This is a genomic window from Neorhizobium sp. PAMB6716, from assembly GCF_058242805.1.
On the sequence record NZ_JBZAYW010000002.1, the window covers coordinates 626201 to 652374 of the forward strand.

Genomic DNA, 26174 nt, shown 5'->3' on the forward strand with positions numbered 1-26174 from the left:
CGCGGCGGCGCGTTGGTCAAAACACCTGCGCAGAGGCGTTTCCGATTTCATGGTTTGACGGACGAGGCGGCTATCGCAATCAGCCGCAACCGACAGGGGAACAACTGGCCCGTTCTTTGCTTCGCAGATGCCATGAAGACTTTGAAAAACCAGCGCCAGCAATCGGTCACGGATGTCACATGGCGGCGCCTGTTCGGTGCGTTGAACAAGGACGGGCAGGCTCTCAACCTGCAGATCCGCCGCATGATCGTCAATGCCATCGAGACCGGTGTGCTCAGTCGCAATACGAGATTGCCATCGACCCGACAGCTCGCGGCCCTTCTGGGCATTGCCCGCAACACGGTGACGACGGCCTACCAGTTGCTGACAGACGAAGGTTTTCTGATCTCGAAGGAGCGCAGCGGCATTTTCGTGGCGGCCGGCGGAGCGGCACCGGTGGTCAACCAGCCGCCGTCGGCTTCGTTCGGCCAGTGGCAGGCACGGTTTGCCATCCAGCCTTCCGCACAGCGGCAGATCTGCAAGCCGCGGGACTGGCTGGATTATCCCTATCCCTTCCTGTTCGGGCAATATGACCCGGCGCTCTTTCCGACCAACAACTGGCGCGAGGCCGTGCGCGCTGCCTCTAGTGTCAGGGAGATCCAGGGCTGGGCGGGAGACATGATCGATGATGACGACCCGGATCTGGTCGAACAATTGCGCAGCCAGGTCCTGCCACGTCGCGGCATCTTTGCCGGTGCCGGCGAGATCATCGTGACGATCGGCTCGCAGCAGGCCCTGTCGATGCTCGTGCAGCTGCTGGTCAGCCGCCGCACTGCGGCCGGCATCGAGGATCCGGGTTACCCGGATGTGCGCAACATGGTCAGCCTAGCGACATCGAACATCGTCTGCCTTAACCTCGACCGCCAGGGCGTGATTCCGGATGCGGATTTTGCGCGCAGCAACGTCGCCTTCCTGACCGTTAGCCACCAATGCCCGACCACGTCGGTGATGCCGCTCGAACGCCGCAAAATGTTGCTGCAGGCGGCACGTGTCGATGACGTCCTGATTGTCGAAGACGATTACGAGGCCGATCTTTCGATCGAAAGCGATGGTGACATCCCCTCCCTTAAGAGCCTGGATAGCGATGGTCGCGTCATCTATGTCGGCAGCTTTTCCAAGGTGCTCGCGCCGGGATTGCGGGTGGGCTACATCGTTGCGCCGCGCCCGGTCATTGACGAGCTGCGGGTATTGCGCCGCCTGATGCTGCGCCACCCGCCCACCAACAACCAGCGTGCGCTCGCAAACTTTATCGCGCTCGGTCACTACCGCCAGCACCTCAACCGCACCGGAACCGTGATGCTGGAAAGGGCGCGGATCATCTCCGAATGCCTTCCGCATCTGTTGCCATCCTGCACGGTGACGCGAGGCGAGGGAGCGACGAGCTTCTGGATAGAGGGACCGAAGGATTTTGACGCCCGCCGCATGATGGAGGCAGCCCGGCAGGCGGGCGTCCTGGTCGAAGCGGGCGACATCTTCTTCAGCGACCCGGCGCACGGCCGCCGCCTCTTCCGGCTCGGCTTCGGTTCGATTGCGGCAAACCGCATCGAGGCGGGTCTGTCGCGCCTGGCGCCATTCGTCGAGCCGTCCCGACCAACCGTCTCGTCATCCGTGCCACGTCGAGCGGTCGCCTCCATCCATCCGACCTTGAGTGCCCCCTGACACTGTGGGTCCAGAACGGACATTCCATGGTGCCAGAGCGGGTTGCGCCATCACTAGGCTGCGGGGCCGTGCTATGCGAACATTCCACGTTCAAGGAGATGCCCCATGAATTCGGCGATATTGCCCAACGATATCCAGGCCGTGATCGAAGCCGACCGCGCCCATGTCTGGCACCATTTGACCCAGCACAAGACCTTCGAGACGGCCGATCCGCGCATTTTCGTCGAAGGACGCGGCATGCGGGTATGGGATGCGACCGGACGTGAATATCTGGACGCGCTTTCCGGCGGCGTGTGGACAGTCAATGTCGGCTTTGGCCGGGAAAGTATTGCCGACGCGGTCCGCGATCAGCTGGTCAAGCTCAACTATTTCGCCAATTCCGCCGGCTCCGTCGCCGGCGCGCTCTTTGCGCAAAAGCTGATCGAAAAGATGCCGGGAATGACCCGCGTCTATTATTCGAATTCAGGATCGGAGGCCAATGAGAAGGTCTTCAAGATGGTGCGGCAGATTTCGCATCGTCATCATGGCGGCCAGAAATACAAGATCCTTTACCGCGAACGCGATTACCACGGCACCACGCTCGGCACGCTGGCGGCCGCCGGCCAGCCGGAACGGCGCGAACAGTACGGACCGCTGCCCGAGGGTTTCGTCGAGGTGCCGCATTGCCTCGAATACCGCAGCCAGTATGGTGACATCGACAATTACGGCGAGCGTGCCGCCGACGCCATCGAAGAGGTCATCCTGCGGGAGGGGCCGCAGACGATCGGCGCACTCTGCCTCGAGCCCGTCACCGCCGGCGGCGGCGTCATCGTTCCACCCGACGGCTATTGGCCCCGGGTCCAGGAAATCTGCCGGAAATATGACATTCTCCTCCATATCGACGAGGTTGTCTGCGGGATTGGCCGCACAGGAAAATGGTTCGGCTACCAGCATTTCGGCATCGAACCGGATTTCGTAACCATGGCGAAAGGCGTCGCCTCCGGTTATGCGGCGATTTCCTGCACCGTCACCCATGAAAAGGTTTTCAACCTCTTCAAGGACAACCCATCGGACCCGATGTCCTATTTCCGCGACATCTCGACGTTTGGCGGCTGTGTTGCCGGCCCGGTTGCTGCGCTGGAAAACATGCGCATCATTGAAGAGGAAGGGCTGTTGGAAAACACCACCCGCATGGGTGAACGCATGCGCGCCAACCTGCGGGAGTTGCAAGAACGCCATGCGGTAATCGGCGATGTCCGGGGTCTGGGTCTTTTCTGCGGTGCGGAACTGGTCAGCGACCGGCAGTCGAAGACACCCGTCGATGAAAAACAGGTTCAGGCAGTCATCGGTGCCTGCATGAGCGATGGCGTCATTATCGGCGCGACCAATAGGTCGCTGCCAGGCTTGAACAACACGCTGTGCTTCAGCCCGGCCTTGATCGCAACGGCTGCCGATATCGACGCGATCACATCTACTGTCGATCGGGCGCTGACAAAAGTGTTCGGCTGACAGCTGCGCGCGGTTTCCGTTCCAGACAAGGGCTCGCCATGATTGGCCGAGCCCTTGTTCATTGGCTGATCAGGCCGTCTGTTCGCGATGAACCTGGAACGGCGCCCAGGACTGGCTGACCGGCATGATCTCAAGGCTGTTGATGTTGACATGCGCCGGCAGGCTGGAGACCCAGTAGATGGTCTCGGCGATGTCCTCCGGCTGCAGCGGATTGGCGCCCTGATACAATCGGTCGTAGGACGCCTGGTCGCCGCCGGTGCGCACCAGGGTAAACTCACTTTCCGACAGCCCCGGCTCGATCGACGTCACGCGTACGCCCTTGCTCGAAAGGTCGCTGCGCAGGCCCAGCGAGAATTGGCGCACGAAGGCCTTGCTGGCTCCATAAACGTTGCCGCCGGGATAGGGCCAGTTCGCCGCGATCGACGCCAGGTTGACCACAAGCCCGCGGCGCGCGACCAGCGTTTCCAGCAGAAGCCGGGTAATGGTGACGAGACCGGTGATATTGGTGTCGATCATCGTTTTCCATTCGGCAAGATCGCATGTGTCGGCCATTCCGGTGCCGAGCGCCAGGCCGGCATTGTTGATCAGGGCATCGATCGCCTGGAACTCCAAGGGCAGCGACGCGAGTGCAGCGCGCGTGGCTGCCTCATCCCGGATGTCAAAACAGATACCGATGGCGCGTGCCTTTCCTCCCAGTTCAAGGACCAGCTGATCGAGACGATCCTTTCGCCGGCCGGTAACGATGACGTTCCAGCCTTCGGCAACGAAACGCCGGGCTATGGCCTCGCCGAAGCCCGCGGTGGCGCCGGTAATGAGGGCGGTTTTCTGCATGATAGGTTCCTTTCGAGGGATCAGAGATCAGACGGTGAGGAATGCGCCGATGGCTTGGACAAGGCCGATGGTGGCGATCAAAACCAGACCACCGGACGATAGTCTGTGCCAAAGGTCCGGTGACATTCGCTGTGACAGGAAAAAGCCGACACCAAAACCGGCGAGCGTCAGCGGGAAATAGAAGGCGAGCAGTTGCATGAGCTGCAGATCAATCGTGCCGAGGAAAAAACGGCTCACGAGGCTGGCGAGATCGACGACGCCGAAAAAGACCGCCAGTGTGCCGCGAACATATGGCCGGTGCGTTCCGCCGGCCAGCAGCCATGCGGCCGCCAGCGGCCCGCCGACGGCAAAGGCTGATAAGAGCAGCCCGACGGTAAAGCCCAACAGCATGCCGAAGGATCGGCCGGCCAGCCAACTGGGTGGATTGCGGATCATGGCTACGCAGGCCGTAAGCGCGACGATGATCGCGATCATCATCCGGGCCATGTCTCCGTCGAGCCGTGCTGCCAGCAATCCGCCGCAGATGGCGCCGCAGAGACCCGAGAGAAGAAGAATGCGGCCCGCAACCCAGTCAATCGCGCCATGCTTGCGATTGAGCAATGTGAAGCCTGTCAGAAGCAAATCGTTGAGCAGGATGAATGGCACGCTGACGGCCGGCAGCATCATCGCTCCCGAAATGCCAAGTGAGGCGACCATCGCGTAACCGAAGCCGGTCACGCCGCGAAATCCGCCCGCGCCGATCGTCACGATCGCAATTGCCAGCGCCTCCATTCCCCCTCCAAAGCCAGAGCGGCTGCCGAACCACTTCGGCGGAGTGGTCTAGGCAAACGGGGCAATGCCGGTGAGAGCCAGACGGCATCAATGATGGGGCCAGTGTGCATGCACAGGGCCAGATGACTGGCGAATCGCCGCAACTGGCTCTTTCGGCATGGCAATTGCTTCACGCTTAATGCGGGTAGTTTCCGGTCCTCTTTTAGGAGTGAAGTTCATGAAGCGCCTGAGCAAAGCATTCGCATCCGTGGCCATGGCCTGCAGCATGGTGTTCGGCGCATCCTTCACCGCCTCGGCGGCGGACAAAAGCCTGACATTCGCCTATCAGGACATGATGACCCCCATCCGCGTGCTGATGGAATCCGGCAAGCTCGAGGCCGAAACGGGCTACAAGATCAAATGGGTAAAATTCGGTGGCGGTGGCGACGTCATCCGCGCCATGTCGTCCGGCGACGTCAATATGGGCGAAGCTGGTTCCTCGCCGGTTGCCGCGGCAGCTTCCCAGGGCCTGCCGATCAAGCTGTTCTGGATCCTCGACGACATCGCCAATGCCGAGCAACTGGTTGCCCGCAACGGCAGCAACATCAAGACGATCGCCGACCTCAAGGGCAAGACGGTTGCCGTGCCGTTCGTATCGACCTCGCATTACCAACTTATGTATGCGCTCTCAGAAGCCGGCCTTTCGTCCAAGGACGTCAAGCTGCTCAACATGCGGCCGCCGGAAATCGCCGCCGCGTGGGAGCGCGGTGATATCGATGCGACATTTATCTGGGCACCGGTTCTGGATGTCGCCAGAAAAAGCGGCACCGTCATTGCCAGTGCCGGCGATTTCGCCGCCAAGGGCAAGGCGACCTTCGACGGGATCGTCGTCACCGACGAATTTGCCGAAGCCAATGCCGAGTTCATGACGACATTCGTCAAGCTCCTGGCCGCCTCCGACGCGGACTATGCCAAGAACAAGGCCGCCTGGACGCCGGACTCCACCGAGGTTCGTGCTGTCGTCAAATGGACCGGCGCTAACGCCGCCGACGTTCCGGCCGGCATGGCCGCTTACAAATTCCCGCCACTCGAGGAACAGGCGTCGGCGGCCTGGCTTGGCGGCGGTGCCGCCAAGGCTCTGCAATCGACCTCCGAGTTCCTCAAGGAACAGGGCCGTGTCACCGATCTCGCTCCCGACTATGCGGCCTTCGTGACCGACAAATATGTGAAGTCAGCCGCCAAGTAGGCGACGGTTCCCAACGGCCGGACCGAGGATTTCGGTCCCGCACAGCTTCTGACGGAGTGATCTCGATGCTTCAGATCCGCAATGTAAGCGTCCACTACGGAGAAGGCGAAGGCGGCACGGTCGCGCTGTCGCGTATCGATCTCGATATCGGACCAGGAGAGTTTGTTGTGGCGCTCGGTGCCTCCGGCTGCGGCAAGACCACGCTTCTTTCCTGCATCGCCGGTTTCCAACCGGTGACCGACGGCACGATCTTGATCGACGGCCAACCGGTGAGCGGACCGGGCCCCGATCGCGGCGTGGTATTCCAGCGCCACGCACTAATGCCTTGGTTGTCCGTCGTCGAGAACGTGGCATTTGGCTTGCGCATGCAGGGCATGCCGAAAGCGGAGCGGCTCCAGCGTGCCCGCCACATGCTCGATCTTGTCAGACTCGACGGTTCTGCCGACAAGAAGATCTACGAACTTTCGGGCGGCATGCAGCAACGCGTCGGAATCGCCCGCGCGCTGGCAGCCGATCCGCGCATGCTTTTGATGGACGAGCCGCTTGGCGCGCTTGACGCCTTTACCCGCGAGCAGGTGCAGGAGTTGATCCTCGGCGTTTGGGCAAAGACCAGCAAGATGGCTTTCTTCATCACTCATGACGTGGAGGAGGCCATTTTCCTTGCCACCAGGCTGATCATCATGACGCCGAGACCCGGCCGAGTAGCCAGGATCATGCCGCTGGAGTTCAGCAGGCGGTTCCTCGAAAGCGGCAATGCGCGGGCTTTAAAATCCTCGCCGGACTTCATCGCTGTTCGCGAGGAAGTTCTTGCAGCCATCCACCAGGGAGACGGGATGACACGGGATGCCGCAGCATGAACGATTTCTCGAAAAGTCATTCGGTAACGGCAGCCATCCCGGCCCGCAGGCAGGCTAGGAAAATGCGTCGCAGGAGGCCGCTCAGCGGCGTGCAGATCGGCCTGATCAGCATGCTGGTGGTGGCCTTCATGCTGGCCGTCTGGCTGGTCGTCACCCATCTCGGCCTGGTCAAGCCGCTGTTCCTGCCAAAGCCGGAGACGGTGCTCAGGGCGTTTTCCGATGCGATCGATGGAAGAATTGACGGGGCGCCGCTGACGGAACATGTGGCGATGAGCCTGTTCCGGGTCATTTTCGCCTTTGTGCTCGCGGCACTGATCGGCATTCCCGTCGGCCTGGCCATGGGCATCAGTCCGGCTATCCGTGCCATGTTCGACCCCTTCATCGAATTTTACCGGCCGCTGCCACCGCTCGCCTATCTACCGCTGGTGATCATCTGGTTCGGCATCGGCGAGACCTCCAAGGTTTTGCTGATCTTCCTCGCCTGTTTCGCACCGGTGGCGCTGGCCGCGCGCGCCGGCGTGCTGGCCGCCTCGTCCGACCAGATCAACGCTGCGCGTGCACTGGGCGCCAGCCGCCTGCAACTGCTGAGCTTCGTGATCCTGCCGGCAGCGCTTCCCGACATTCTGGTCGGTCTGAGGATCGGCATGGGTGTCGGCTGGACGACGCTTGTTGCCGCCGAAATGGTGGCGGCCTCGACAGGCGTCGGCCAGATGGTCCTTAACGCTTCGAACTTCCTGCGCACCGACATCGTGTTGATGGGCATCTTTGTGATCGGCTTCTTCGCCGTGGTCTTCGAATTTGCCATGCGCTGGCTGGAGAAGAAGCTGGTTCCGTGGCGTGGCATGGCCTAGAAAACGCACCTGCCAGAGACGGCGGTCAGATCGACGGCCTTTGTCTAAAACAGTATCTGCACGTCAGGCACTTAACCACCCGAGGCGGCCAGCGCTATCGCATCTGCAACCTCTCCATATCGATCGGTGAGGTTGCTGGTTGCCACCCGCAGATGGTGGGTGGGCTGAACCGCGAATTTCTTGCCCGGGTGTACGGCAATGCCTCGCGCCGCAAGCGTGACGAGAGCAAATGGCTCGGAGGCGACAGGAACCCAGGCGCATAGACCACCCCCGGACGGCACAAACACGTCACGGTCTGCCAGAGCCCTCACAAGATTGTCGCGGCGCGCCTGATAGATCCGGCGTGCCTCTTTTAGGCCTTGTGCCGTCGTCTCGTCTCGCAGCATCCAGGCAGCTGCCCCCTGCAGGATGCGACTTGTCCACCCAGAGCTGAAGCTCCGATAAGACTGGATCTGATCGATGATCGTGCGCGTGCTGGAAAGAACCGCCAGGCGTAGATCCGGCCCTAAGGTCTTCGAGTAGGACAGGATATGGATGACCCGATCGGGGAAAACGCGCCCCAGCGACTGGCGTGGCGCGTCGGAAATATCCGCTAGGCCGTCATCCTCGATGATCAGCACGTCGCTATCACGAAGTTCCTCGGCGAGTTCCGCCATTCGCTGAGGCGCCACGGTCTGGCCAGTCACTGAGTGCAGCCTTGGCTGGAAGATGAAGGCGACTGGCTTGCTGAGCATTGCCTGCCTTAGGGAAGCGGGCAGGGGGCCGTCGGCATCGCAGGCGATCGGCACGATTTTGGCCCCGTGATCTTCCAGGATATCGAGAAGCCGCATAGCTGTTGGCTCTTCTATGGCAACGGCGGCACCTGGCGGCACGAGCGCATGGATCAGCGTGTAGACTGCGTTATATCCGCCGTTTGTCGCCAGAAATGCCTCTGCCTCGTAAGGCCAGGTCCGGCGAACTTCTGCCTCAAGCTCCGGTAGGATGCGACTGCGCTCATAGCTATTGAGCCTTTCCGTCGATGCCGCATGAACCAATGCATTCTCGAGCCTCGGCAGCAGCGCCCGGTCGGGCACGGCCATTGTCAGGTCGAGCACCCCGGCACCGTAATGGCCGACACTGGCCAGTCTCTCCGGCTTGGCGACGAAGCGGTCGCCGCTGACACAGGTGCCGTTGCGGCCGCGCCCGGTGATGATCTTCTGGCGACGTAGCTCGCTCCAGGCCGCCGAAATGGTGGCCGGGCTCACGCCCAGCGAAAAAGCCAGATCGCGGATTGGAGGCAGCTTTGCGCCCACGGGCAACGCTCCGACTCGGATTAAGGCGCTGGTCTCTAACGCGATTCCGCGAATTGAGCGATCGCTCAATTTTTCAGCAAACCAGGCCGAATTATAGGCATCGATCATTTCGTCATCATTTAAATGTTCAATAACGTAATAACATTTGATCATTTGGAATTGAACATTTTATCTTTGGCCTATCAGCATTTCTGCCGTGAGTAACTCAAATGACACTGCGCCTTCGTATTGCACTGCGTGACTGGGACTACATGACGCCGCTTGTTCTGGGCGATGTCTCTTCCGACAAGCTTGATCTTCAGGTCGATCGCATCGGAACGCTGGTGTCGCATATCGGCAAGGACCCGGACCACGAGGCGGCCGAGGTTTCCTTCAGCCGCTACACCCAGCTCCGTTATGACGGCGATGAAACCGTCGTCGGCATCCCCAACTTCATCATGCGCGGCTTTCGACACCGCTGCATCATGACCATGGCCGGCAGCGACATCACCACGCTTGGCCAACTGGCCGGCAAGCGCATCGGTGTCACGGGTTGGCGCGACAGCGGTAACACCTGGACCCGCGCCGCCATCCGCCGCGAAGGTGTCGGGGTCACGGATGCCATGTGGTATGCTGGACGGCTGACCGAGGCGCATCCGAACACCGACCGACTCGATGGTTTTGGCCAGCCCGGTCTGATCGAGGCATGCCCCGGCGAACGCCCGATGGTGGACCTTCTGCGTGAAGGCGCACTGGATGCGATCTTCACGCCCTTCATGCCGAACGGCTATTTCGAACCTGGTTCGCCCTTTCGTCAGGTCCTGCGCGATTTCCGCAGTGAGGAGCAGCGTTACTTCAATGACGTCGGTTATGTTCCAGGCATGCATCTTATCGGTATCAAGGCCGAGGTTGTGGCCGAAAACCCATGGGTGATTGCCGAGATCAGCCGTCTGATCGATGAGAGCCAGAAAATGTGGACGGAGAAGCGCCGCAAGTATGCGGAAACCACGCCGTGGATGTTCGACGAGGTGCTCAAAACCTCTCGCGACCTCCCTGAAGGGTGGGACGCTAGCGGCTTTGCAGCAAACCGCAAGATGATCGGCGACTTCGCCAGGGAGCTCCATGCGCAAGGCATCATGAAGCGCGAGATGATGCCGGAAGAGCTTTTCCAGTTCGATACGGACGGCAGCCAAATCTGATCTGTGGCCGAAACTGCAAGTTCCAAACAAACACGCATTCGTAAAACAAGGGGAATGACCATGTCGCATAAGAAATTTATTGCTCTTACCTTCGCCGGCGTCGCTCTGGCCTGTGTCGCCCAGGCGCAGGACGCTATCCGGACATTGGACGTGAACAAGGAACTGCACGACAGACTGCCGGAAAACATCAAGACCGCCGGCAAGATGATCTCCGTCAACAACGGCTCTTTCCCTCCCTATGAAATTGTCACCGGCACGGAGATGACGGGTGCCAGCGCCGATCTCACGGACGCCCTGGGACAGGTTCTCGGCGTCAAGATCGAACATGCCACAGTGGGCGGCCTTCCGGCGCTGCTGGCGGGTGTGAACTCTGGCCGCTACCAGTTCGCTTTCGGTCCGGTCGGCGACTACAAGGATCGCGAGACTGCCAACGACTTTGTCGACTGGGTTCAGGAGTTCGTGGTTTTCGCGACGCTGAAGGGAAATCCCAAGGGCATCTCTTCGCTCGACACGGCCTGTGGCCAACGGGTCTCGGTCATGGCGGGCGGATCTGCGGAACGGGTGATCAAGGTCCAGTCGGAGAAATGCGTCACGGAGGGCAAGGGCGCGGTTGAAGTCCAGTCCTACACGGACCAGCCGGCATCCATCCTCGCCGTGCGCTCCAAGCGCGCTGACGCCTTCTTCTCCTCCCAGGCGCCTTTGACCTACTTCGTCTCCCAGGCGAATGGCCAGCTGGAATTGGCCGGCGTCGGCCAGAAGAACGGCTTCGAAGACATCTTCCAGGGTGCGGTCGTTCCCAAGGGGTCGCCTCTTGGTCCGCTCTTCGTTGATGCTATCAAGGTGCTGATGGACAACGGCACTTATGGCGCAATCATGAAGAAGTGGGGCCTCGAGAACAACATGATCAAGCAGCCCGGCATCAATCTGGGTGGGCAGCTTCCAAAATGATCAACAGCACACGAAGTGATGCGGCGCCTCAGGGGGCTGCAAACTTTCGCGATGTGGCGACGGCCCACACGCCTTTCAGAACCGGCCGTCTGCTTCTTTGGCTCGTGATCGCTTTTGTCGTCATAGATTTCGGCTGGATCATCGCCAACAACGAAGGCTTCGGTTGGCCGGTCGTCGCCCGGTACTTCTTCGACCCGACCGTGATCAGTGGCCTTTACGTCAGCCTCGGCCTGACCGTGGTCGCTATGATCATCGGGGTCGTGGTCGGCCTGGTGATCGCCATCATGCGCATGTCGAATGATGGGCTCGCCAAGGGTTTTGCCTCCCTTTTCATCTGGTTCTTCCGCGGTACACCGCTGCTGGTTCAGTTGATCTTCTGGTACAACATGTCGACGCTGTTTCCGGCGATTTCGATCTCCATTCCGTTCGGCCCGACGCTGGCCAGCTGGGACACCAATTCGGTGATCACCCCGATGACGGCTGCCATCGTCGGACTGGCTCTCAACGAAGCGGCATACATGGCGGAAATCATTCGTGGCGGCCTGATTTCGGTCGATCGCGGACAGGCCGAAACCGCAGAGGCCTTTGGCATGACCAAGGGGCGTGCCCTTTGGCGGATCATCATTCCGCAGGCGATGCGGTCGATTGTGCCGCCAACCGGCAACCAGCTGATCAGCATGATCAAGGCGACCTCCCTGGTCAGCGTGATCGCCATGGCCGATCTGCTCTACTCGGTCCAGTCGATCTACAACCGCACCTTCGAAATCATTCCGATGTTGCTGGTCGCGGTCCTTTGGTACCTGCTCATCACCTCGGTCCTCAATCTTGGCCAGAGTTATATCGAGGCCTATTACGGCCGCAGCGAGCGCCGCAATGCCGGTGTCGCGAAGGTCGAAGCAGCGACAGGGGAGGCGAGCCATTGACCGTGAACGACACAGCAAAGCCATTGGTGCAGGCCCGTAACGTCCACAAGGCGTTTGATCATCTCGAAGTGCTGAAGGGCATCGATCTCGACGTCATGCCGGGCGAAGTTGTCGTCATCCTTGGCCCATCCGGCTCCGGTAAGTCGACCTTCCTGCGCTGCATCAACCATCTGGAGGCCATCCAGAAGGGCTTCATCGAAGTGGATGGCGAGCAGATCGGCTACAAGCTGAAGAACGATCGGCTGGAAAAACTGTCCGCCAACGGCATTGCAAGGCAGCGCCGCAAGATCGGAATGGTGTTCCAGCAGTTCAATCTCTATCCGCACATGACCGTTTTGCAGAACATCATCGAGGCGCCGGTCGGCGTCCACGGCGAAAGCCGCAAGGATGCAATAGAGAATGCCAGGCTGCTGCTGCAGCGCGTCGGCCTCTCGGAAAAGGCGGATGCCTATCCCCGCCAGCTGTCCGGCGGCCAGCAGCAGCGTGTCGCCATAGCCCGGGCATTGGCGATCAAGCCGAAGCTGATGTTGTTTGACGAGCCGACCTCGGCGCTCGATCCCGAACTGGTGGGCGAAGTGCTGGCGACCATGCGGGATCTGGCAAAACAGGGCCTGACCATGATCGTCGTGACGCATGAGATCAGCTTTGCCAGGGAAGCCGCCGATCGCGTCGTGTTCATGGATGGCGGCGTCATCGTTGAGCAAGGCAGGCCCGAGGATGTGATCGGCAATCCGCAGCATCCGCGCACGCAATCTTTCCTGTCGCGCTTCCTCTGAGCGAAATCCGCTTTAAGCCTCCGGTCGAAGGCCGGGGGACTGTCCTCCTAAATTCGAAAAGTCTGGAATCCGCATGCCAAGTCAAGACAATCTCTACGCTCGCGTCTCCGATTTCGAGGCCATGGAAGCAGGCCTGAAGGCGACCCGCCATCACCTGCATGCCCACCCGGAACTCTCGTTTGAAGAAGCCGAAACCGCTTGCTACGTGGCCGACAAGCTGGAAGCCTGGGGTTACGATGTCACGCGCAATGTCGGCGGGCATGGTGTCGTGGCGGTGCTGAAGAACGGCACGGGCACCAGGAGCATCGGCATCCGGGCAGACATGGACGCCCTGCCGATCGAGGAAGAAACCGGCCTGACCTATGCCAGCACGGTTCCCGGCAAGATGCATGCTTGCGGGCATGATGGTCACACGACCGTCCTTCTCGGTGCCGCCGAATATCTGGCCAAGACAAAACGCTTCAACGGCACCGTGACCCTGATCTTCCAGCCGGCGGAAGAAGCCGGAAAAGTGAGCGGCGCTCAGCAGATGATCGCGGATGGCCTGTTTGAGCGTTTTCCCATCGATGCTATCTTCGGTTTGCACAATCATCCCGGCATGCCTGCTGGTGCGCTTCTTACGCGTCCAGGTCCTATCATGGCCGCCGGCGATACGGTCAGGATCACCATCAAGGGCAAGGGCGGACACGCATCGCGGCCGCATCTGACGGTGGACCCTGTCCTGATCGCCTGCAACCTTGTTATGACACTTCAATCGATCGTGTCGCGCAATGTCGACCCGACCCAGACCGCGGTCGTGACCGTCAGTACAATTCATGCAGGCGAAGCCTCGAACGTCATTTCGAACACAGCAAAGATCTCGATGAGCGTGCGATCCTTCGATCCCGCGATCCGTTCCTTCCTTGAAGAGCGGATCCGCAAGCTGACGGCAAGCGTTGCCGAAGGGCATGGCGCCACCGCCGAGATCGACTACGAGCACGGCTATCCTGTCGTGGTAAATTCCCAAAAAGAAACCGCGTTTGCCCACGCCGTCGCAGAGGAGCTGATCGGCGCTGAAAACGTATCGACGTGTCCGCTTCTGCCCGGCAGCGAGGACTTCGCCTACTTCCTTGAACATCGTCCAGGCAGCTTCCTGCGCCTCGGAAACGGCAAGGACTCAGCAATTCTGCATTCCTCGGGATATGACTTCAACGATGGCAGCCTCACCACCGGGGCCGCGATGTGGGCTAGGCTCGCAGAGCGGTATCTCGATCAATAGGCTAAGCCGGCCACTGCTCCCCGTGACTCATTTTTTGGTTGGAGAGAGGTTTTCTTCGTCGGCGTCGAGTTTAAATCGTATCTCAGAAGGTGTTCTTAAAAGCCTCATTAGTCGTTTTTCGGTGATGTTTACGAGTACCCCTACATCGCCCAAGTTGACTGGAGCGAGCTTTATGGAGGGGCGACGCTTCCCGCCCACGCTCTTCGCAACCTGTTTTCCCATGCGGCGGTCCATCTCGATGTCGAATGGCGCGATACCGAGGAAATGGTTTGGAACGCGGTGTTCGCCGATCCGACAGGGTTGCCAATTGCCTTAAGGGCGATACCATCTCAGCGCGCCATAACCCTCTGGAGCAACGCGTTGGACCTCAACGTAGGAGGGCGGGTAGAAGATTTGCCGATCGACTTGCGCCAATTCCTGGTGCTGGGTGGTTTGCGGATGCAGTCGAACCTCGGCGGCTGACGTTTTCGCCTTTCCGCGTCCTGACACGGCGCTTGGCAAGATACGGATATCGTTGAAACCTTTTCGAGTCACACTCTTAGCATGACTGCGGCAAGCGGGAGTCACTCGGACACTCCCCAGCCCGCAATCTTTATCTCGCACGGCGGAGGGCCATGCTTCTCCATCGAAATTCCTGGCGATCCTTTCGGACCTTTGCGGAACTATTTGGCAGGCATTATTGGAAGCTTACCGCAGTGCCCCGACGCGATCCTGATCATTTCAGCGCACTGGGAGACTGAAACTACCACCGTAAGCACGGCCGCCTTGCCCGACATGATTTACGACTACAATGGCTTTCCGCCCCATACATATACGATCCGCCACGATCCGCCACGATGCGCCGGGCCACCCAGTCTTGGCGCGCGGCATTGCGCAGCGACTGCGCGGGTATTTCCGTCGCTGAGGATCCACAGCGCGGCTTCGATCACGGAGTGTTCGTGCCTAAGATGGTTATCGACCCGTCCGCGGCTATTCCCATCGTCACAATGTCGCTCCAGCGAGACCTCGATCCTGCTGCACATCTGGCGATCGGCCACGCACTGGCACCGCTGCGCGCCGAGAATATTCTTATTGTTGGCAGCGGCAACAGCTTTCACAATCTGAGCACGTTTACGAATGGAAAAGACGGGGGTTCTGCTGCCTTCGACACTTGGCTTACGGCGGCGATGATCGCTCCCGACACGCGCGAAAAGATGCTCATCAACTGGCTCGAGGCTCCCGGCGCGCGCTTAGTGCATCCAGACGCTGAGCATTTGCTGCCGCTGATGGTTGTTGCAGGCTCGGCATCGGGTGCCACCGCGCAAGTCGACTTCCATGACGCCCCGTTCGGCAAAACAATCGGCGGATATCGCCTCTTTGAACGGTACGCTACTGTTTAATTGCAGAGGAATACGGAATTATCGCTGTCAAGTGTGGCGGTCTCACCTCTGTTTCATCACCCTGAAGTCTGTGGGGCTTGCCCCCATAAGTTGATGAAACTGAGTGGAGAAATGGAACGCGGAGTGAAACCCAAGAAGACCGGCTATCTCTTTTACCGATTTGTCGGTGTTCACAAGAAAGTCGCCAGCCCGCTGGATGCGGACCGTCATTTGATATTGCTTGGCCGACATGCCGGTCTGCTCGCGAAACAGCCGCCGGAAGTAGGGGTAGCTGACGCCAAGTTCCTCAGCGAGATGCTCGACCGAAAGCGGCTGACCGCAACGCTCCATCAGAATCATCCGCGCACGATCGACGAGCCTGCCGGAAGCGTTGCTGTTAATATCCTTGGGGCGGCACAAAAGGGCGAGCAATTGCAGGCCGAGGGTCGAGATCAGCGGCTGATCGCGTAAGGGATCATCCTGAGACAGCGCGTGGATCGCCGCGAATACGCCGGACATTTCTGGGCTGCTCTGGTGAATAGGTCTTTCCGACTGCAGCAGGCCTGCATCGCAGGCAAAGTCGAAGGCGCTTCCCCGACATTCGATCCAGTGCTCAACCCATCCGCTGCGCCGATCTGGAGAAAACCGGTGCCAGACCCCGGGAAAGAGCAGGAAAATCGAGCCTTCGCCGATTGTGACCTGCCGACGCTCTGTTCCGAATTCCAGCCGCCCGCTGCCGGCGCTGATCTGCACCACCTGATAAGCATTGAGGATGCGGCCGCGCGACCAGCTGAAATGGTGATCGTCGGGATGACGGCTCGGTGGATAGTCGGAATAGGGCGCGATTTCTGTATAGCCGGTGGAAACGGCTGTACATCCCCAGGCCGCGCAAAGACGATTGTCCGGCATGTAAACGAAATAGTTCTTCATGTTCCCTACTGCGCCAGAGGATCATTTTTTGAATGCAAAAGATCATTTTTGCGGAATATGCTGTCGTGTCAACGAAAATGCTAGATGTTAACGTCAGTGGGTAAGGTCAGTTTTCGGATGACCTGAACATCTGCGCTGAGATTATCAGCGGCTGCCGCTGCCAGGGAGGGCAGGGGCCGGGAGGAGAGAGATATGAAACATCAAGCCAGACTGCTGGTGGTTGCCGCGTGCCTTGCGGCGTCTGCTTCCTATGCCGAGGATTTCCACGGGTTCGATCCAGTGAAATTTGACGGCAACATGCTATCGGCCGACAATCTGAAGTCGATGGCGGCGGAAGCGGCGAAGGTCACGCCGCCGAAGAACGGCAAGGGCTACAGCATCGGCTTCGCCAATTTGCAGCGCGACATTTCCTTCGGCGTGCTCGTCGAAAAAGGCATCCAGCAGAATGCTGACGCCGCGGGCGTCGAACTTGTTATCGCGGATAACCGTCTCGACGGGCCGACCGCGCTTGCCAACGCCAAATCCTTTGCCGAACGCAAGGTCGATTACGTCATCGAATTCCAGACCGATGCCAATTTCGGTCGGACCGTCATGGACGTGTTCAAAGCGGACGGCACGAAGGTGACGGCGATCGACATCCCGATGCCGGGCGCGAGCTTCTTTGGCGTCAACAATCCGAAGTCGGGCTTCATGGGCGGGTCCTATCTGGCGACGGCGGCTGCCAAGAAATTCGGCGCCGATGTCGTCAAGACCGGTTATCTGGTCATCGGTGCCCTGCCGCAATCGGGCGTCATCCCGCGTATGCGCACGGAAGGCCAGCGGGCCGGCTTCATGGCGCTGACCAAGGACTTCCCGGCCGATCACATCATCGAGATCGATACCAAGAACACGCTGCAGGAATCCTTTGCGCAGATGAACAACGTCATCGGCCGCATTCCGCCTGGCGTGCCGATCCTTATCATCGCGATCAACGACCAGGCGACGATGGGGATGCTGCAGGCCGTGCGGGCTGCGGGCCGCGTCGATCAGGCGATGGCTGTGGGCAACGGGGCGGACGAGGCCGAGGCGCTCGCGACCGATCCCAACCTGGTCGCGGCAACCGGCTCCTTTCCCGGCAGCTACGGCAACTACCTGATCCCGATTGCGCTCTCGGCTCTCGCCGGAAAGCCCGTTCCGGAAGCGACGTTTGTTACCCACCAGATGGTCACAAAGGCCAATATCTGCCAGTTCTACAAGGAGTTTCCCTGTGTCGGCGAGGCGGATGGCTATGTGTTTCCGGAAACGGAATTCGCAGCCTACCTCGCAGACCTGAAGAAGCAGGACTGGCTGAAGGGCTACGAGGCCATTCTCCCTCAGCAGTGAGCGGGATGCCGTCAAGGGGAGCGTTACATGACCGACGAGCGAACCGAAGGGAGCCGCAATCCGCGGCTCCAGATTGCCAATGTCAGCAAAGCCTTTGCCGGCGTGACGGTCTTGAAGGACGTATCCCTTTCGGCCCATGCGGGTGAGATCGTCGCACTTCTCGGGGCGAACGGTGCTGGCAAGTCGACGCTGATGAAAATCCTGTCCGGCGTCTATACGCTGGACAGCGGACAGATCCGGATCGACGACACCATCAGGAGCATCTCCACACCGCAGGATGCGATCGCGGCCGGCATAAGGCTGATGCCGCAGGAGCTTTCGGTGCATCCGGACCTCTCGGTTGCCGAAAACATCGCGCTTGGCTCCATGCCAAAGCGACGGTTTGCGGGCATTCCTTTGATCGACCGGCCGGCGATGGTCGGACAGGCGGACGCGCTGCTCAAGCGGTTGCGGCTCGGTCATGTCGCGCCCGGCCGGCGCATGGGCTCGCTGCCTTTGTCCGAGCAGCGTATTGTCGAAATCGCCCGGGCGCTCTCCGGCAAGGCGCAGATTCTGATTATGGACGAGCCGACGGCGTCGCTGGGCGAGGCGGACGCCGACAATCTGTTCGAGGTCATCGAGGCCCTGAAAGCTCAGGGTGTCACCATCATCTATATTTCGCATTATCTGGACGAGGTCTTCCGGCTCAGCGACAGGATCGTCGTGTTGCGGGATGGCGAGGTTCGTGGCCAGTTCAAGACGGCAGAGACCAATCGCGACCAGGTTCTGACGGCCATGCTTGGCAGCGATCTCGGCGACCTTTATCCGGCCAAATCGACGATGGTTCCGGATGCAAAGACCGTCCTCTCCGTCGAAGGCTTGTCTCTTCCCGGATGGCTTGACGGCGTCTCGCTGTCCGTGCGGCGCGGTGAGGTGTTCGGCGTTTTCGGACTGATTGGCTCGGGTTCTGAGAAGATCGGGCGTGCCATCTATGGTGCCGAACCTTCCGCACGCGCCAAAGCCGTTCGGCTGAACGATATCGAGATCGGCCTGTCGAGGCCGCGAAAGAGTGTGCGCAGCGGTATCGGCTTTGTTGCCGCCGAGCGCAAGCGCCAAGGACTGATCGGAAATCTGTCCGTGCGCACCAACACCACGCTGCCCTATCTCAGCCTGTTCACAAAATCTGGCGTCGTCGATGAGAAGCGCGAGGACGCATGCACCAGGGACTGGATCAAGACACTGCGGGTCAAGACATCGGGCCCGGATCAGGAGATCCGCCTCTTGTCCGGCGGCAACCAGCAGAAGATCTGCCTCGCCCGCTGGCTGCTCGGAAGTCCGAGTTTTCTTATCCTTGAAGAGCCGACGCGGGGTGTGGATCTCGGCGCCCGGCGCGAGATTTACGCGGAAATCCGCCGTCTGGCAGATGAAGGACTGGCGATCCTGATCGTCTCCTCCGACGCCGAAGAAGTTGCGGGGCTCGCCGATCGCAGCCTCGTTCTGGAAGATGGAAAGGTCGTGGCCGAGCTTGGGCGCGACGCGACTGCGGCGGATCTGATGCGGGCGGCCGAGCCTCGGTCCGCCGTGCGCGATACGAATGAACTGGAGAAAGCATGAGCAAGTCGTCCTCCATTCCCGCAGCGCCGGGTGCTTCGAAGAAGCAGGCAAGTTCGCTGACCGACCTTCTCGGCCGCCCCGCTGCCGGCATCGTGCTACTCCTGGTGTTTTACATCCTGCTTCTGGCAGCGTTCACGCTGCTCTCACCCTATTTCCTGACGCTGAGCAACCTGTCCAATATCGGCACCAACATGGCGTTCATCGGCCTGATGGCCGCCGCCGGTACGCCACTGATCATCGGCGGCGGGCTCGATCTTTCGGTTGCCGCCGTTGCCGGTCTAGCCGGCGTCATCGTGGCGCTGATGCATGCCAACGGCATCAATATCTGGGCGGGCTGCTTTACGGCGCTGGTCATCGGCTGCGCGGTTGGTGTGCTCAATGGCTTCATCGTTACCCGGCTGAAGCTTAATCCGCTCATCGCCACACTTGGGACGATGAGTATCTTTTCCGGTCTCTCCATGGTGATGACCGGCGGCTTGTCGAAGCCTCTCTTCGTTCCGGCCTTCAACTGGCTCGGATCCGGCCGCCTGTTCGGCATCCCGTTTCCGATCATCCTGATGCTTCTCGTGTTCGCCGCGCTCTGGCTGATCCTGTCGAAGACACCCTTCGGACGCTTCGTCTACGCCACCGGCGGCAACCCGGAGGCCAGCAGCCTGCTCGGCGTGCCCGTCGAGCGGACCCAGATGGTGCTCTATATCGTCTCCGGACTTTCGGGCGCTGCGGCCGGCATAATCCTTGCTGCAATGCTTGGCGCTGCAGCGCCGAATGCTGCCGGACAGCATCTGCTGACAATCATTGCGGCCATCATCCTCGGCGGCACCAGCCTGTTCGGCGGGCGCGGCAGCGTCTGGGGCACCCTTATCGCCGTTCTGATCCTCGGCACGCTGAACAACGGCCTGACGCTGATGAACGTGTCGTCCTTCTGGCAGGACGTCACCCGCGGCGTCGTCCTTTTAATGGCAGTCGGCCTCGATCAGCTGCGCGTGCGCCTGCAGAGCTGACGCTTTTCAATATTGCATCGGAGAAACAGAAATGACTGAACGCCCCTTGAAGGCCGGCCTTTTCGGCATCGGTCTGGAGGCCTACTGGCCGCAGTTCAAAGGACTGGAAACACGGCTGCGCGGCTATGTCGATACTGTCGAGGAAAAGCTTGCGCGCCCCGGCGTCGAGGTCGTTAACCTCGGGCTGATCGATACACCCGAAAAGGCGCTCGAGGCTGGGCATCAGTTTCGCCAGGCGGACGTCGATATCATTTTTCTCTACATCACCACCTATGCCCTGTCTTCGACCGTTCTGCCGGTGGTACGCCGGGCAAAGGTCCCGGTGATCATCCTCAACCTGCAGCCGACCGTGGCCATCGACTATGCCACCTTCAACGCACTCGGTGATCGAACCGCGATGACCGGCGACTGGCTGGCGCATTGCTCTGCCTGCCCCGTCCCCGAAATCGCCAATGTCTTCCATCGGGCAGGCATCAGCTTTCATCAGGTGACCGGTGTTCTCACCGATGATCCGATCGTCGAGGAGGAAATCAACGACTGGATCGAGGCCGCGCGCGTCGCGCATGTGATGGCGCATAACCGGCTCGGCGTCATGGGCCGCTACTACAACGGCATGCTCGATATCTATTCCGATCTGACCGCGCAGGCCGCTGCCTTCGGCACCCATATTGAAGTGCTGGAAATTGATGAACTGGCGCGGCTGCGGGAGGATGTCAGCGAGGCGGATATCTCCGCCTGTCTGGCGACGATCGAAGCGGAATTCGATGTGCAGCCGGATTGCGACCCGAAGGAACTGGCGCGGGCGGCAAAAACCGCCGTGGCGCTGCGTAAGCTGGTGACCAAGAAGTCGCTCGGGTCGCTGGCCTATTATTACGAGTCCCAGCCCGGCCACGAATACGAGGATATCATCACCTCGGTTATCGTCGGTTGCTCCATGCTGACGGCCAATGGCGTGCCGGTTGCCGGTGAGTACGAGATCAAGAACGCCCAAGCGATGAAGATCATGGACAGCTTCGGTGTCGGCGGCTCGTTCACCGAGTATTATGCCATGGATTTTGCGGCCGACGTCGTGCTGATGGGGCATGACGGGCCGGGTCATACCAAAATTGCCGAGGGGCGCACCAAGATCCGGCCATTGCAGGTTTTCCACGGCAAGGTCGGTTCCGGCGTCAGCGTCGAGATGTCGGTCAGGCATGGACCGGTGACGCTGCTGTCGGTTGTCGAGAGCGCCGGCAAGATCAAGCTGCTCTGCGCGGAAGGGGCCTCCGTCGCAGGGCCGATCCTGGAGATCGGCAATACCAACAGCCGGTATCGGTTTCCGCTCGGCGCCCGGCGGTTCGTCGAGGCGTGGAATGCGCAAGGACCTGCCCACCATTGCGCCGTTGGCGTCGGACATATCGCCGGACGCATCGAGAAGCTGGCGAAACTGCTCGACCTTGAGGTCGTGAAAGTCTGCTGACCTAAAACGGGTGTAAATATGAGAGAAGCGTCTGCAATCTTTTAGACGCCAATGCGCAATGGCCTGCGAAAGTTGGCCATTTACAAAGGCTAGGAACGGACACCGCCGTGTATCTCAATGTCGAAACAGAGCTGGCTCGGGAAATCTGCACCGCGGGGATAAGTGGAATTTCTGGTGCGCCAGGAGAAGCTGGCGTGATCCAGCCGGTGAAAGTCCGGCCCAGGTAAGGAGTAGCGTCTGCCTGGTAGCGAGTGTTGCGTGAGCCGCCGGCGACGGCGGCCGCGAAGCGTACACAGCAATCGTGGGGGGTGGGTTATTGAGCCGCGATATCCACAATGTCGCAGAGGCCGAGACGGTCAGAAACGTCGAAGGCGAAATGTGCGGGGCCGTTATGCGAGGCCCTGACGCTCTGCCGCGGTCGGAGATCCTATCACGCACGAAAGGATTGCGTTGGAACCTGGGATATCTCGCGTGTGACCGAAGGTGGGAAACCGCCTCGGCCCGCATTGGGAAGGTGAGGAGCCGGAGCCGATGATGCACGGACGCGAGAAGTCGGACCCCGCCATAGTAGTGAAGAAGCCGACGAACAAGGCCGGGTCACCGGCGGCGGAGCCGGTGGAACGAAGGGCGGGGGCCAAGGGGAATGCGGAACAGCACGGCACACTCCGGACGCAGGGACGGTACAGTGTGGCACATGGGCTGGACCGCATACGGCAAGTGGCAAGGCACAACAAGGCGACAAAGTTCACCGCTCTTTTGCACCATGTCAGCATCGCCCAGATGCGGGAAGCCTTCTACGCCCTCAAACGGAAAGCTGCTCCGGGAGTAGACGGAGTGACATGGCAAAACTACGAAGCCGATCTCGAAAGCAACCTCGCCGATCTGCATGATCGGGTTCACCTAGGGGGACCGTATCACCCGCTTCCATCCCGCCGGCAGTACATACCAAAGGCGGATGGGCGACAACGGCCTCTCGCGGTGGCGGCTCTGGAAGACAAAATTGTCCAAAGGGCGGTGCTGGAGGTGTTGAATGCGGTCTATGAGGAAGACTTCCTCGGGTTCTCGTATGGGTTCCGACCTGGACGTAGCCAGCATGATGCGCTGGACGCCCTTGTAGTTGGGATTGGCAAACGGAAGGTGAGCTGGATTCTTGACGCCGACATCCGGTCATTCTTTGACTCGGTAAGCCAGGAATGGCTCATCCGGTTCCTGGAACATCGGATCGGCGACAAGCGCATCATCCGCCTGATCCAGAAATGGCTGAAGGCGGGCGTCCTGGAAGATGGGGTGGTGACGGTCAGTGAAATGGGGACGGGACAGGGCTCGGTGATCTCGCCGCTACTTGCCAACGTCTATTTGCACTACGTCATCGACCTGTGGGCCGAGCGCTGGCGTCGTCGTGAAGCATCAGGCGACATGATCGTTGTGCGCTATGCCGATGATCTGGTCGTTGGCTTCGAGCACGAAACTGACGCAAGGCGCTTCCTCGATGCGATGCGAACCAGGCTTGAGGAGTTCTCGCTATCGATGCACCCGGAAAAGACCCGCACTATCGAGTTTGGCCGCCACGCGGCGGCAAATCGCGAGAAGCGCGGGCTCGGAAAACCGGAGACTTTCAACTTTCTTGGCTTCACTTTTATCTGCGGCAGATCTCGCCAGGGTAAGTTCCTCGTCAAGAGGAAAACTCGGACCGACCGCATGCGGGCAAAGCTCAAGGAGGTGAAGGCCACGCTGCGACAGCGAAGGCACCAGTCGACCCCCGAACTGGGGAAATGGCTGGGGCAGGTTGTCCGAGGATTTATAAACTATCACGCTGTGCCGACCAACTACGAGGCTAACGTGGCGTTCCGCCGCCAAGTCATATCACACTGGCGCCGAGCTCTCATTAGGCGCGGCGATCGGGACCGAACGACCTGGCAGCGGATCGAGAAAATCGCCGACGACTATCTCCCCAAGGTTCGGATTATCCATCCTTGGCCCGAGCAGCGCTTCGCCGTCAGACACCCGAGGTGGGAGCCGTATGCGGGAAAGCCGCACGTACGGATCTGTGCGGGGGGCGCGCAGTAATGCGCGTCCCTACCGCGACCCTGACTTCGGCTTAGATGCCGGGAACAGGAGATACCATGACAAGACGACCGCGCCGGAACCATCGCCCGCCTTTCAAGGCAAAGGTGGCGCTCGCTGCGATCCGCGGCGAGCAGACGCTGGTGGAATTGTCCCAGCGGTTCGACGTGCGCGCGAACCAAATCAAGTAATGGAAAGACCAGCTCCTTGAGGGGGCGACAGGCGTTTTCGGCGATGAAGCGAAGGCGGAACCGACGGGTCCGGCCATCGATGTCAAAACGCTTCATGCCAAGATTGGCGAGTTGACATTGGAGAACGATTTTTTATCCGGTGCGGTCGGCAAGGCGGGATTGCTGCGCGAAAAGAAATGATCAATCGCGAGCACAAACTCTCCGTGTCGCGCCAGGCCAGGCTTCTCGGCTTCAGCCGTGGCAGTGTGGTGGCTGCATCGCGGCCGGACTCGCCTATCCTACATTCGGATAGGCGAGCCCGGCCGATTATATCAGCGACAGTGTGCCCTCAGATGGCATTCTCCAGCTTGTGTGCGATGTAGAGTTCCCGAAGTCGCAGGGTCAGGGCTCCCGGCTTGCCGTTTCCGACAGGTTGGCCGTCGATCATGGTCACGGGCAGTACGAAATTGGTGGCCGAGGTGATAAAGGCCTCGGCCGCGTTCAGGGCTTCCTCTGGCGTGAAGGCCCGTTCCTCGCAGGCGATGCCTGCTCTTTCGGCGATATCGAGCACGCTGGCGCGCGTGATTCCGTGGAGGATGGCGTTGGACAAGCCACGCGTCACCAGCTTGCCATCCGCCGTGATGATGTGGGCGGTGGCGGAACTGGCCTCGGTGACGAAGCCGTCCTCCACCAGCCAAGCGTCGTCGGCGCCTTTGGACATGGCTTCCATCTTCGCCATCGAGGGATAAAGCAGCTGCACGGTCTTGATGTCGCGGCGCCCCCAGCGCTCATCCGGTACAAAGGCCACGGAAATGCCGGTCGCGACTTTCGGGTTATCGAGCACCGACTTTGCCTGCGTGAACAGTGTCAGCGTCGGCGTTGGGTTCTCGGGGTAGGCGAAATCGCGGTCGGCGGGTCCGCGGGAGATCTGCAAGTAGATCAGGCCTGAGTCCAGCTGGTTGCGGCGGATGATGTCGCGGTGGACGTCCAAAAGCGCATCCGGTGTCAGCGGGCAGGTGATCCCGAGCTCCGCCGTGGAGCGCTGCAGGCGCGCTGCGTGGCCTGCATATTCCAGCAGTTTGCCGCCGACCACGGCAGTGACTTCATAGATCGCGTCGGCGAACAGAAAGCCGCGATCGAAGATCGACACCTTGGCTTCGGCTTCCGGCAACCAGTCGCCATTCAGATAGACAATACGGGTCAAGTCGTTTCTCTCGTTCAAGTTTTCGGTCTTGTGAAGGGTGCGATCTCAACGCCCATTCCGGTGAGTTTGCCGCGCAGTGCCGCGGCCGTCGCGGCGGCGCCGGGCGTGTCGCCGTGGATGCAGACAGTTGCCGCCTCGACGGGCAGAAAACCGCCGCCGATCGTCGGGATGCGCTTGTCGCAGATCATCGACAGGACCTGATCGACGCTCTGCTGCAGGTCGTGAATGACAGAGCCCTCCAACTGGCGGGAGGCGAGCATGCCCTTTTCGTCATAGCGGCGATCGGCATAGACCTCGCAGGCGACGGCAAGACCTGCTGCCTGCGCGGCCTCCATGGTTTGCGAATAGGGGAGGGTGATGAAGACGAGCTGCGGGTCGACAGCCTGGATGGCGCGTACGCAGACCTCGGCAAGATCGGCATCCTCGGCGGCCATATTGCCTAGCGATCCATGCGTCTTCACATGCGTGATCGGCCAGCCAAGCGAATTCGCCATGCCCTGGATGGCGGCAATCTGGTAGATCAGCTGGGCCTCAATATCTTCCGGACGCTCGCCGGAGATGCGCCGGCGGCCGAAACCGTAGAGATCCATGAATGAGGGATGCGCACCGATGGACACGCCCTTTGCTTTGGCCGCCAGGATCGTGTCGCGCATGACGCTCGGGTCGCCCGCGTGGAAACCGCAGGCGATATTGGCTGTCGTGATGGTATCCATCATCGCCGCGTCGTCGCCGATCTTGTAGGCGCCGAAACTCTCGCCCATGTCGCAGTTGAGGTCGATGGTCGGCATGGTGCACTATCCTCAAATGTGTCTTTAAAGCTGTGCCGTGGCGGCAAAATCCCAACGAGTATCTTGACATACAGATGGTGTACTGAAATGACAAGCGGGTTGCGACGTTGCTGGACGGGATGACGTTCAGACGCAGGCTAGCCGATGAC

The 26174-nt window shown here is 60.3% G+C and carries 22 protein-coding genes and 1 pseudogene; 17 read left to right on the top strand and 6 right to left on the bottom strand.

Annotated features, from left to right (window positions below; all coding sequences use genetic code 11):
- Window positions 1-132 precede the first annotated feature (132 nt).
- Window positions 133-1698 carry a MocR-like pyridoxine biosynthesis transcription factor PdxR gene (gene pdxR / locus AC4CWH_RS21525; RefSeq protein WP_491322241.1) on the top strand — a complete coding sequence of 522 codons (1566 nt, stop codon included), beginning with the start codon at window positions 133-135 and terminating at the stop codon, window positions 1696-1698.
- A 105-nt stretch (window positions 1699-1803) separates the two neighbouring features.
- Entirely contained in the window at window positions 1804-3186 is a 1383-nt protein-coding gene (locus AC4CWH_RS21530; RefSeq protein WP_491286621.1) for an aminotransferase family protein, read from the top strand.
- A 69-nt stretch (window positions 3187-3255) separates the two neighbouring features.
- On the opposite strand, the gene AC4CWH_RS21535 is transcribed toward AC4CWH_RS21530, so the two are convergent.
- Together AC4CWH_RS21535 and AC4CWH_RS21540 are read right to left on the bottom strand one after the other, a co-directional pair.
- Window positions 3256-4017 (bottom strand): SDR family NAD(P)-dependent oxidoreductase, encoded by a 762-nt coding sequence (locus AC4CWH_RS21535; protein ID WP_491322242.1) that lies wholly within the window; start codon window positions 4015-4017, stop codon window positions 3256-3258.
- Window positions 4018-4044: 27 nt separating this feature from the next.
- Window positions 4045-4788, bottom strand: coding sequence for a TSUP family transporter (locus AC4CWH_RS21540; RefSeq protein ID WP_491322243.1), 744 nt, complete (start codon window positions 4786-4788; stop codon window positions 4045-4047).
- A gap of 217 nt (window positions 4789-5005) precedes the next feature.
- Between AC4CWH_RS21540 and tauA the strand changes: the two genes are divergently transcribed.
- From tauA to AC4CWH_RS21555, 3 genes are all read left to right on the top strand, one after another.
- Window positions 5006-6013, top strand: coding sequence for a taurine ABC transporter substrate-binding protein (tauA, locus tag AC4CWH_RS21545; RefSeq protein WP_491286614.1), 1008 nt, complete (start codon window positions 5006-5008; stop codon window positions 6011-6013).
- A 59-nt stretch (window positions 6014-6072) separates the two neighbouring features.
- A complete protein-coding gene (locus tag AC4CWH_RS21550) occupies window positions 6073-6870 on the top strand; it encodes a taurine ABC transporter ATP-binding protein (protein ID WP_491322313.1) in 798 nt (265 codons plus the stop codon).
- A gap of 62 nt (window positions 6871-6932) precedes the next feature.
- Window positions 6933-7721: an ABC transporter permease subunit gene (locus AC4CWH_RS21555; RefSeq protein ID WP_491322244.1), complete on the top strand. Its 789-nt coding sequence runs from the start codon at window positions 6933-6935 to the stop codon at window positions 7719-7721.
- 71 nt (window positions 7722-7792) lie between these two features.
- On the opposite strand, the gene AC4CWH_RS21560 is transcribed toward AC4CWH_RS21555, so the two are convergent.
- Window positions 7793-9121 (bottom strand): aminotransferase-like domain-containing protein, encoded by a 1329-nt coding sequence (locus AC4CWH_RS21560; protein ID WP_491322245.1) that lies wholly within the window; start codon window positions 9119-9121, stop codon window positions 7793-7795.
- Window positions 9122-9222: 101 nt separating this feature from the next.
- On the opposite strand from AC4CWH_RS21560, the gene AC4CWH_RS21565 reads away from it, so the two are divergent.
- From AC4CWH_RS21565 to AC4CWH_RS21590, 6 genes are all read left to right on the top strand, one after another.
- Window positions 9223-10191 carry a substrate-binding domain-containing protein gene (locus tag AC4CWH_RS21565; RefSeq protein WP_491322246.1) on the top strand — a complete coding sequence of 323 codons (969 nt, stop codon included), beginning with the start codon at window positions 9223-9225 and terminating at the stop codon, window positions 10189-10191.
- 60 nt (window positions 10192-10251) lie between these two features.
- A complete protein-coding gene (locus AC4CWH_RS21570) occupies window positions 10252-11139 on the top strand; it encodes an ABC transporter substrate-binding protein (protein WP_491322314.1) in 888 nt (295 codons plus the stop codon).
- On the top strand, window positions 11136-12062 hold the full coding sequence (locus AC4CWH_RS21575) for an amino acid ABC transporter permease (RefSeq protein ID WP_491322247.1): 927 nt from the start codon (window positions 11136-11138) through the stop codon (window positions 12060-12062). The genes AC4CWH_RS21570 and AC4CWH_RS21575 overlap by 4 nt, the downstream gene beginning before the upstream one ends.
- Window positions 12059-12838: an amino acid ABC transporter ATP-binding protein gene (locus AC4CWH_RS21580; RefSeq protein ID WP_491322248.1), complete on the top strand. Its 780-nt coding sequence runs from the start codon at window positions 12059-12061 to the stop codon at window positions 12836-12838. The genes AC4CWH_RS21575 and AC4CWH_RS21580 overlap by 4 nt, the downstream gene beginning before the upstream one ends.
- Before the next feature lie 73 nt (window positions 12839-12911).
- The gene (locus tag AC4CWH_RS21585) at window positions 12912-14096 is read left to right on the top strand and encodes a M20 aminoacylase family protein (RefSeq protein WP_491322249.1); all 1185 of its coding nucleotides are present in this window, start codon (window positions 12912-12914) and stop codon (window positions 14094-14096) included.
- Window positions 14097-14932: 836 nt separating this feature from the next.
- Window positions 14933-15475: a DODA-type extradiol aromatic ring-opening family dioxygenase gene (locus AC4CWH_RS21590; RefSeq protein WP_491322250.1), complete on the top strand. Its 543-nt coding sequence runs from the start codon at window positions 14933-14935 to the stop codon at window positions 15473-15475.
- 42 nt (window positions 15476-15517) lie between these two features.
- Here the strand turns inward: AC4CWH_RS21590 and AC4CWH_RS21595 are convergent, their stop codons facing one another.
- On the bottom strand, window positions 15518-16384 hold the full coding sequence (locus tag AC4CWH_RS21595) for a helix-turn-helix domain-containing protein (protein WP_491322251.1): 867 nt from the start codon (window positions 16382-16384) through the stop codon (window positions 15518-15520).
- Window positions 16385-16576: 192 nt separating this feature from the next.
- Between AC4CWH_RS21595 and AC4CWH_RS21600 the strand changes: the two genes are divergently transcribed.
- From AC4CWH_RS21600 to AC4CWH_RS21625, 6 genes and pseudogenes are all read left to right on the top strand, one after another.
- Window positions 16577-17746: a sugar ABC transporter substrate-binding protein gene (locus AC4CWH_RS21600; RefSeq protein WP_491322252.1), complete on the top strand. Its 1170-nt coding sequence runs from the start codon at window positions 16577-16579 to the stop codon at window positions 17744-17746.
- 27 nt (window positions 17747-17773) lie between these two features.
- Window positions 17774-19339, top strand: coding sequence for a sugar ABC transporter ATP-binding protein (locus tag AC4CWH_RS21605; RefSeq protein WP_491322253.1), 1566 nt, complete (start codon window positions 17774-17776; stop codon window positions 19337-19339).
- Window positions 19336-20340 (top strand): ABC transporter permease, encoded by a 1005-nt coding sequence (locus AC4CWH_RS21610; protein WP_491322254.1) that lies wholly within the window; start codon window positions 19336-19338, stop codon window positions 20338-20340. The genes AC4CWH_RS21605 and AC4CWH_RS21610 overlap by 4 nt, the downstream gene beginning before the upstream one ends.
- A gap of 31 nt (window positions 20341-20371) precedes the next feature.
- Window positions 20372-21799, top strand: a complete 1428-nt coding sequence (locus AC4CWH_RS21615; protein ID WP_491322255.1) for an arabinose isomerase — start codon at window positions 20372-20374, stop codon at window positions 21797-21799.
- Between the two features lie 531 nt (window positions 21800-22330).
- Complete coding sequence (ltrA, locus tag AC4CWH_RS21620) at window positions 22331-23866, top strand: group II intron reverse transcriptase/maturase (RefSeq protein WP_491322256.1); 1536 nt, start codon at window positions 22331-22333, stop codon at window positions 23864-23866.
- Window positions 23867-23901: 35 nt separating this feature from the next.
- Window positions 23902-24317, top strand: a pseudogene (locus tag AC4CWH_RS21625) (transposase); the annotation flags it as partial.
- A gap of 65 nt (window positions 24318-24382) precedes the next feature.
- Here the strand turns inward: AC4CWH_RS21625 and AC4CWH_RS21630 are convergent.
- Together AC4CWH_RS21630 and AC4CWH_RS21635 are read right to left on the bottom strand one after the other, a co-directional pair.
- The gene (locus AC4CWH_RS21630) at window positions 24383-25237 is read right to left on the bottom strand and encodes a D-amino-acid transaminase (RefSeq protein WP_491322257.1); all 855 of its coding nucleotides are present in this window, start codon (window positions 25235-25237) and stop codon (window positions 24383-24385) included.
- A gap of 14 nt (window positions 25238-25251) precedes the next feature.
- Window positions 25252-26025: a LamB/YcsF family protein gene (locus AC4CWH_RS21635; protein WP_491286597.1), complete on the bottom strand. Its 774-nt coding sequence runs from the start codon at window positions 26023-26025 to the stop codon at window positions 25252-25254.
- Between the last annotated feature and the right edge of the window lie 149 nt (window positions 26026-26174).

Bases quoted from the DNA above. Each gene is read 5' to 3' on its own strand.
- pdxR (WP_491322241.1), top strand. From the start codon at position 133: ATGAAGACTTTGAAAAACCAGCGCCAGCAATCGGTCACGGATGTCACA.
- AC4CWH_RS21600 (WP_491322252.1), top strand. From the start codon at position 16,577: ATGAAACATCAAGCCAGACTGCTGGTGGTTGCCGCGTGCCTTGCGGCG.
- AC4CWH_RS21585 (WP_491322249.1), top strand. From the start codon at position 12,912: ATGCCAAGTCAAGACAATCTCTACGCTCGCGTCTCCGATTTCGAGGCC.
- AC4CWH_RS21530 (WP_491286621.1), top strand. From the start codon at position 1,804: ATGAATTCGGCGATATTGCCCAACGATATCCAGGCCGTGATCGAAGCC.
- AC4CWH_RS21575 (WP_491322247.1), top strand. From the start codon at position 11,136: ATGATCAACAGCACACGAAGTGATGCGGCGCCTCAGGGGGCTGCAAAC.
- tauA (WP_491286614.1), top strand. From the start codon at position 5,006: ATGAAGCGCCTGAGCAAAGCATTCGCATCCGTGGCCATGGCCTGCAGC.
- AC4CWH_RS21595 (WP_491322251.1), bottom strand. From the start codon at position 16,384: ATGAAGAACTATTTCGTTTACATGCCGGACAATCGTCTTTGCGCGGCC.
- AC4CWH_RS21635 (WP_491286597.1), bottom strand. From the start codon at position 26,025: ATGCCGACCATCGACCTCAACTGCGACATGGGCGAGAGTTTCGGCGCC.
- AC4CWH_RS21555 (WP_491322244.1), top strand. From the start codon at position 6,933: ATGCGTCGCAGGAGGCCGCTCAGCGGCGTGCAGATCGGCCTGATCAGC.
- AC4CWH_RS21615 (WP_491322255.1), top strand. From the start codon at position 20,372: ATGACTGAACGCCCCTTGAAGGCCGGCCTTTTCGGCATCGGTCTGGAG.
- AC4CWH_RS21570 (WP_491322314.1), top strand. From the start codon at position 10,252: ATGTCGCATAAGAAATTTATTGCTCTTACCTTCGCCGGCGTCGCTCTG.
- AC4CWH_RS21605 (WP_491322253.1), top strand. From the start codon at position 17,774: ATGACCGACGAGCGAACCGAAGGGAGCCGCAATCCGCGGCTCCAGATT.
- ltrA (WP_491322256.1), top strand. From the start codon at position 22,331: ATGATGCACGGACGCGAGAAGTCGGACCCCGCCATAGTAGTGAAGAAG.
- AC4CWH_RS21565 (WP_491322246.1), top strand. From the start codon at position 9,223: ATGACACTGCGCCTTCGTATTGCACTGCGTGACTGGGACTACATGACG.
- AC4CWH_RS21590 (WP_491322250.1), top strand. From the start codon at position 14,933: ATGCGCCGGGCCACCCAGTCTTGGCGCGCGGCATTGCGCAGCGACTGC.
- AC4CWH_RS21535 (WP_491322242.1), bottom strand. From the start codon at position 4,017: ATGCAGAAAACCGCCCTCATTACCGGCGCCACCGCGGGCTTCGGCGAG.
- AC4CWH_RS21540 (WP_491322243.1), bottom strand. From the start codon at position 4,788: ATGGAGGCGCTGGCAATTGCGATCGTGACGATCGGCGCGGGCGGATTT.
- AC4CWH_RS21560 (WP_491322245.1), bottom strand. From the start codon at position 9,121: ATGATCGATGCCTATAATTCGGCCTGGTTTGCTGAAAAATTGAGCGAT.
- AC4CWH_RS21610 (WP_491322254.1), top strand. From the start codon at position 19,336: ATGAGCAAGTCGTCCTCCATTCCCGCAGCGCCGGGTGCTTCGAAGAAG.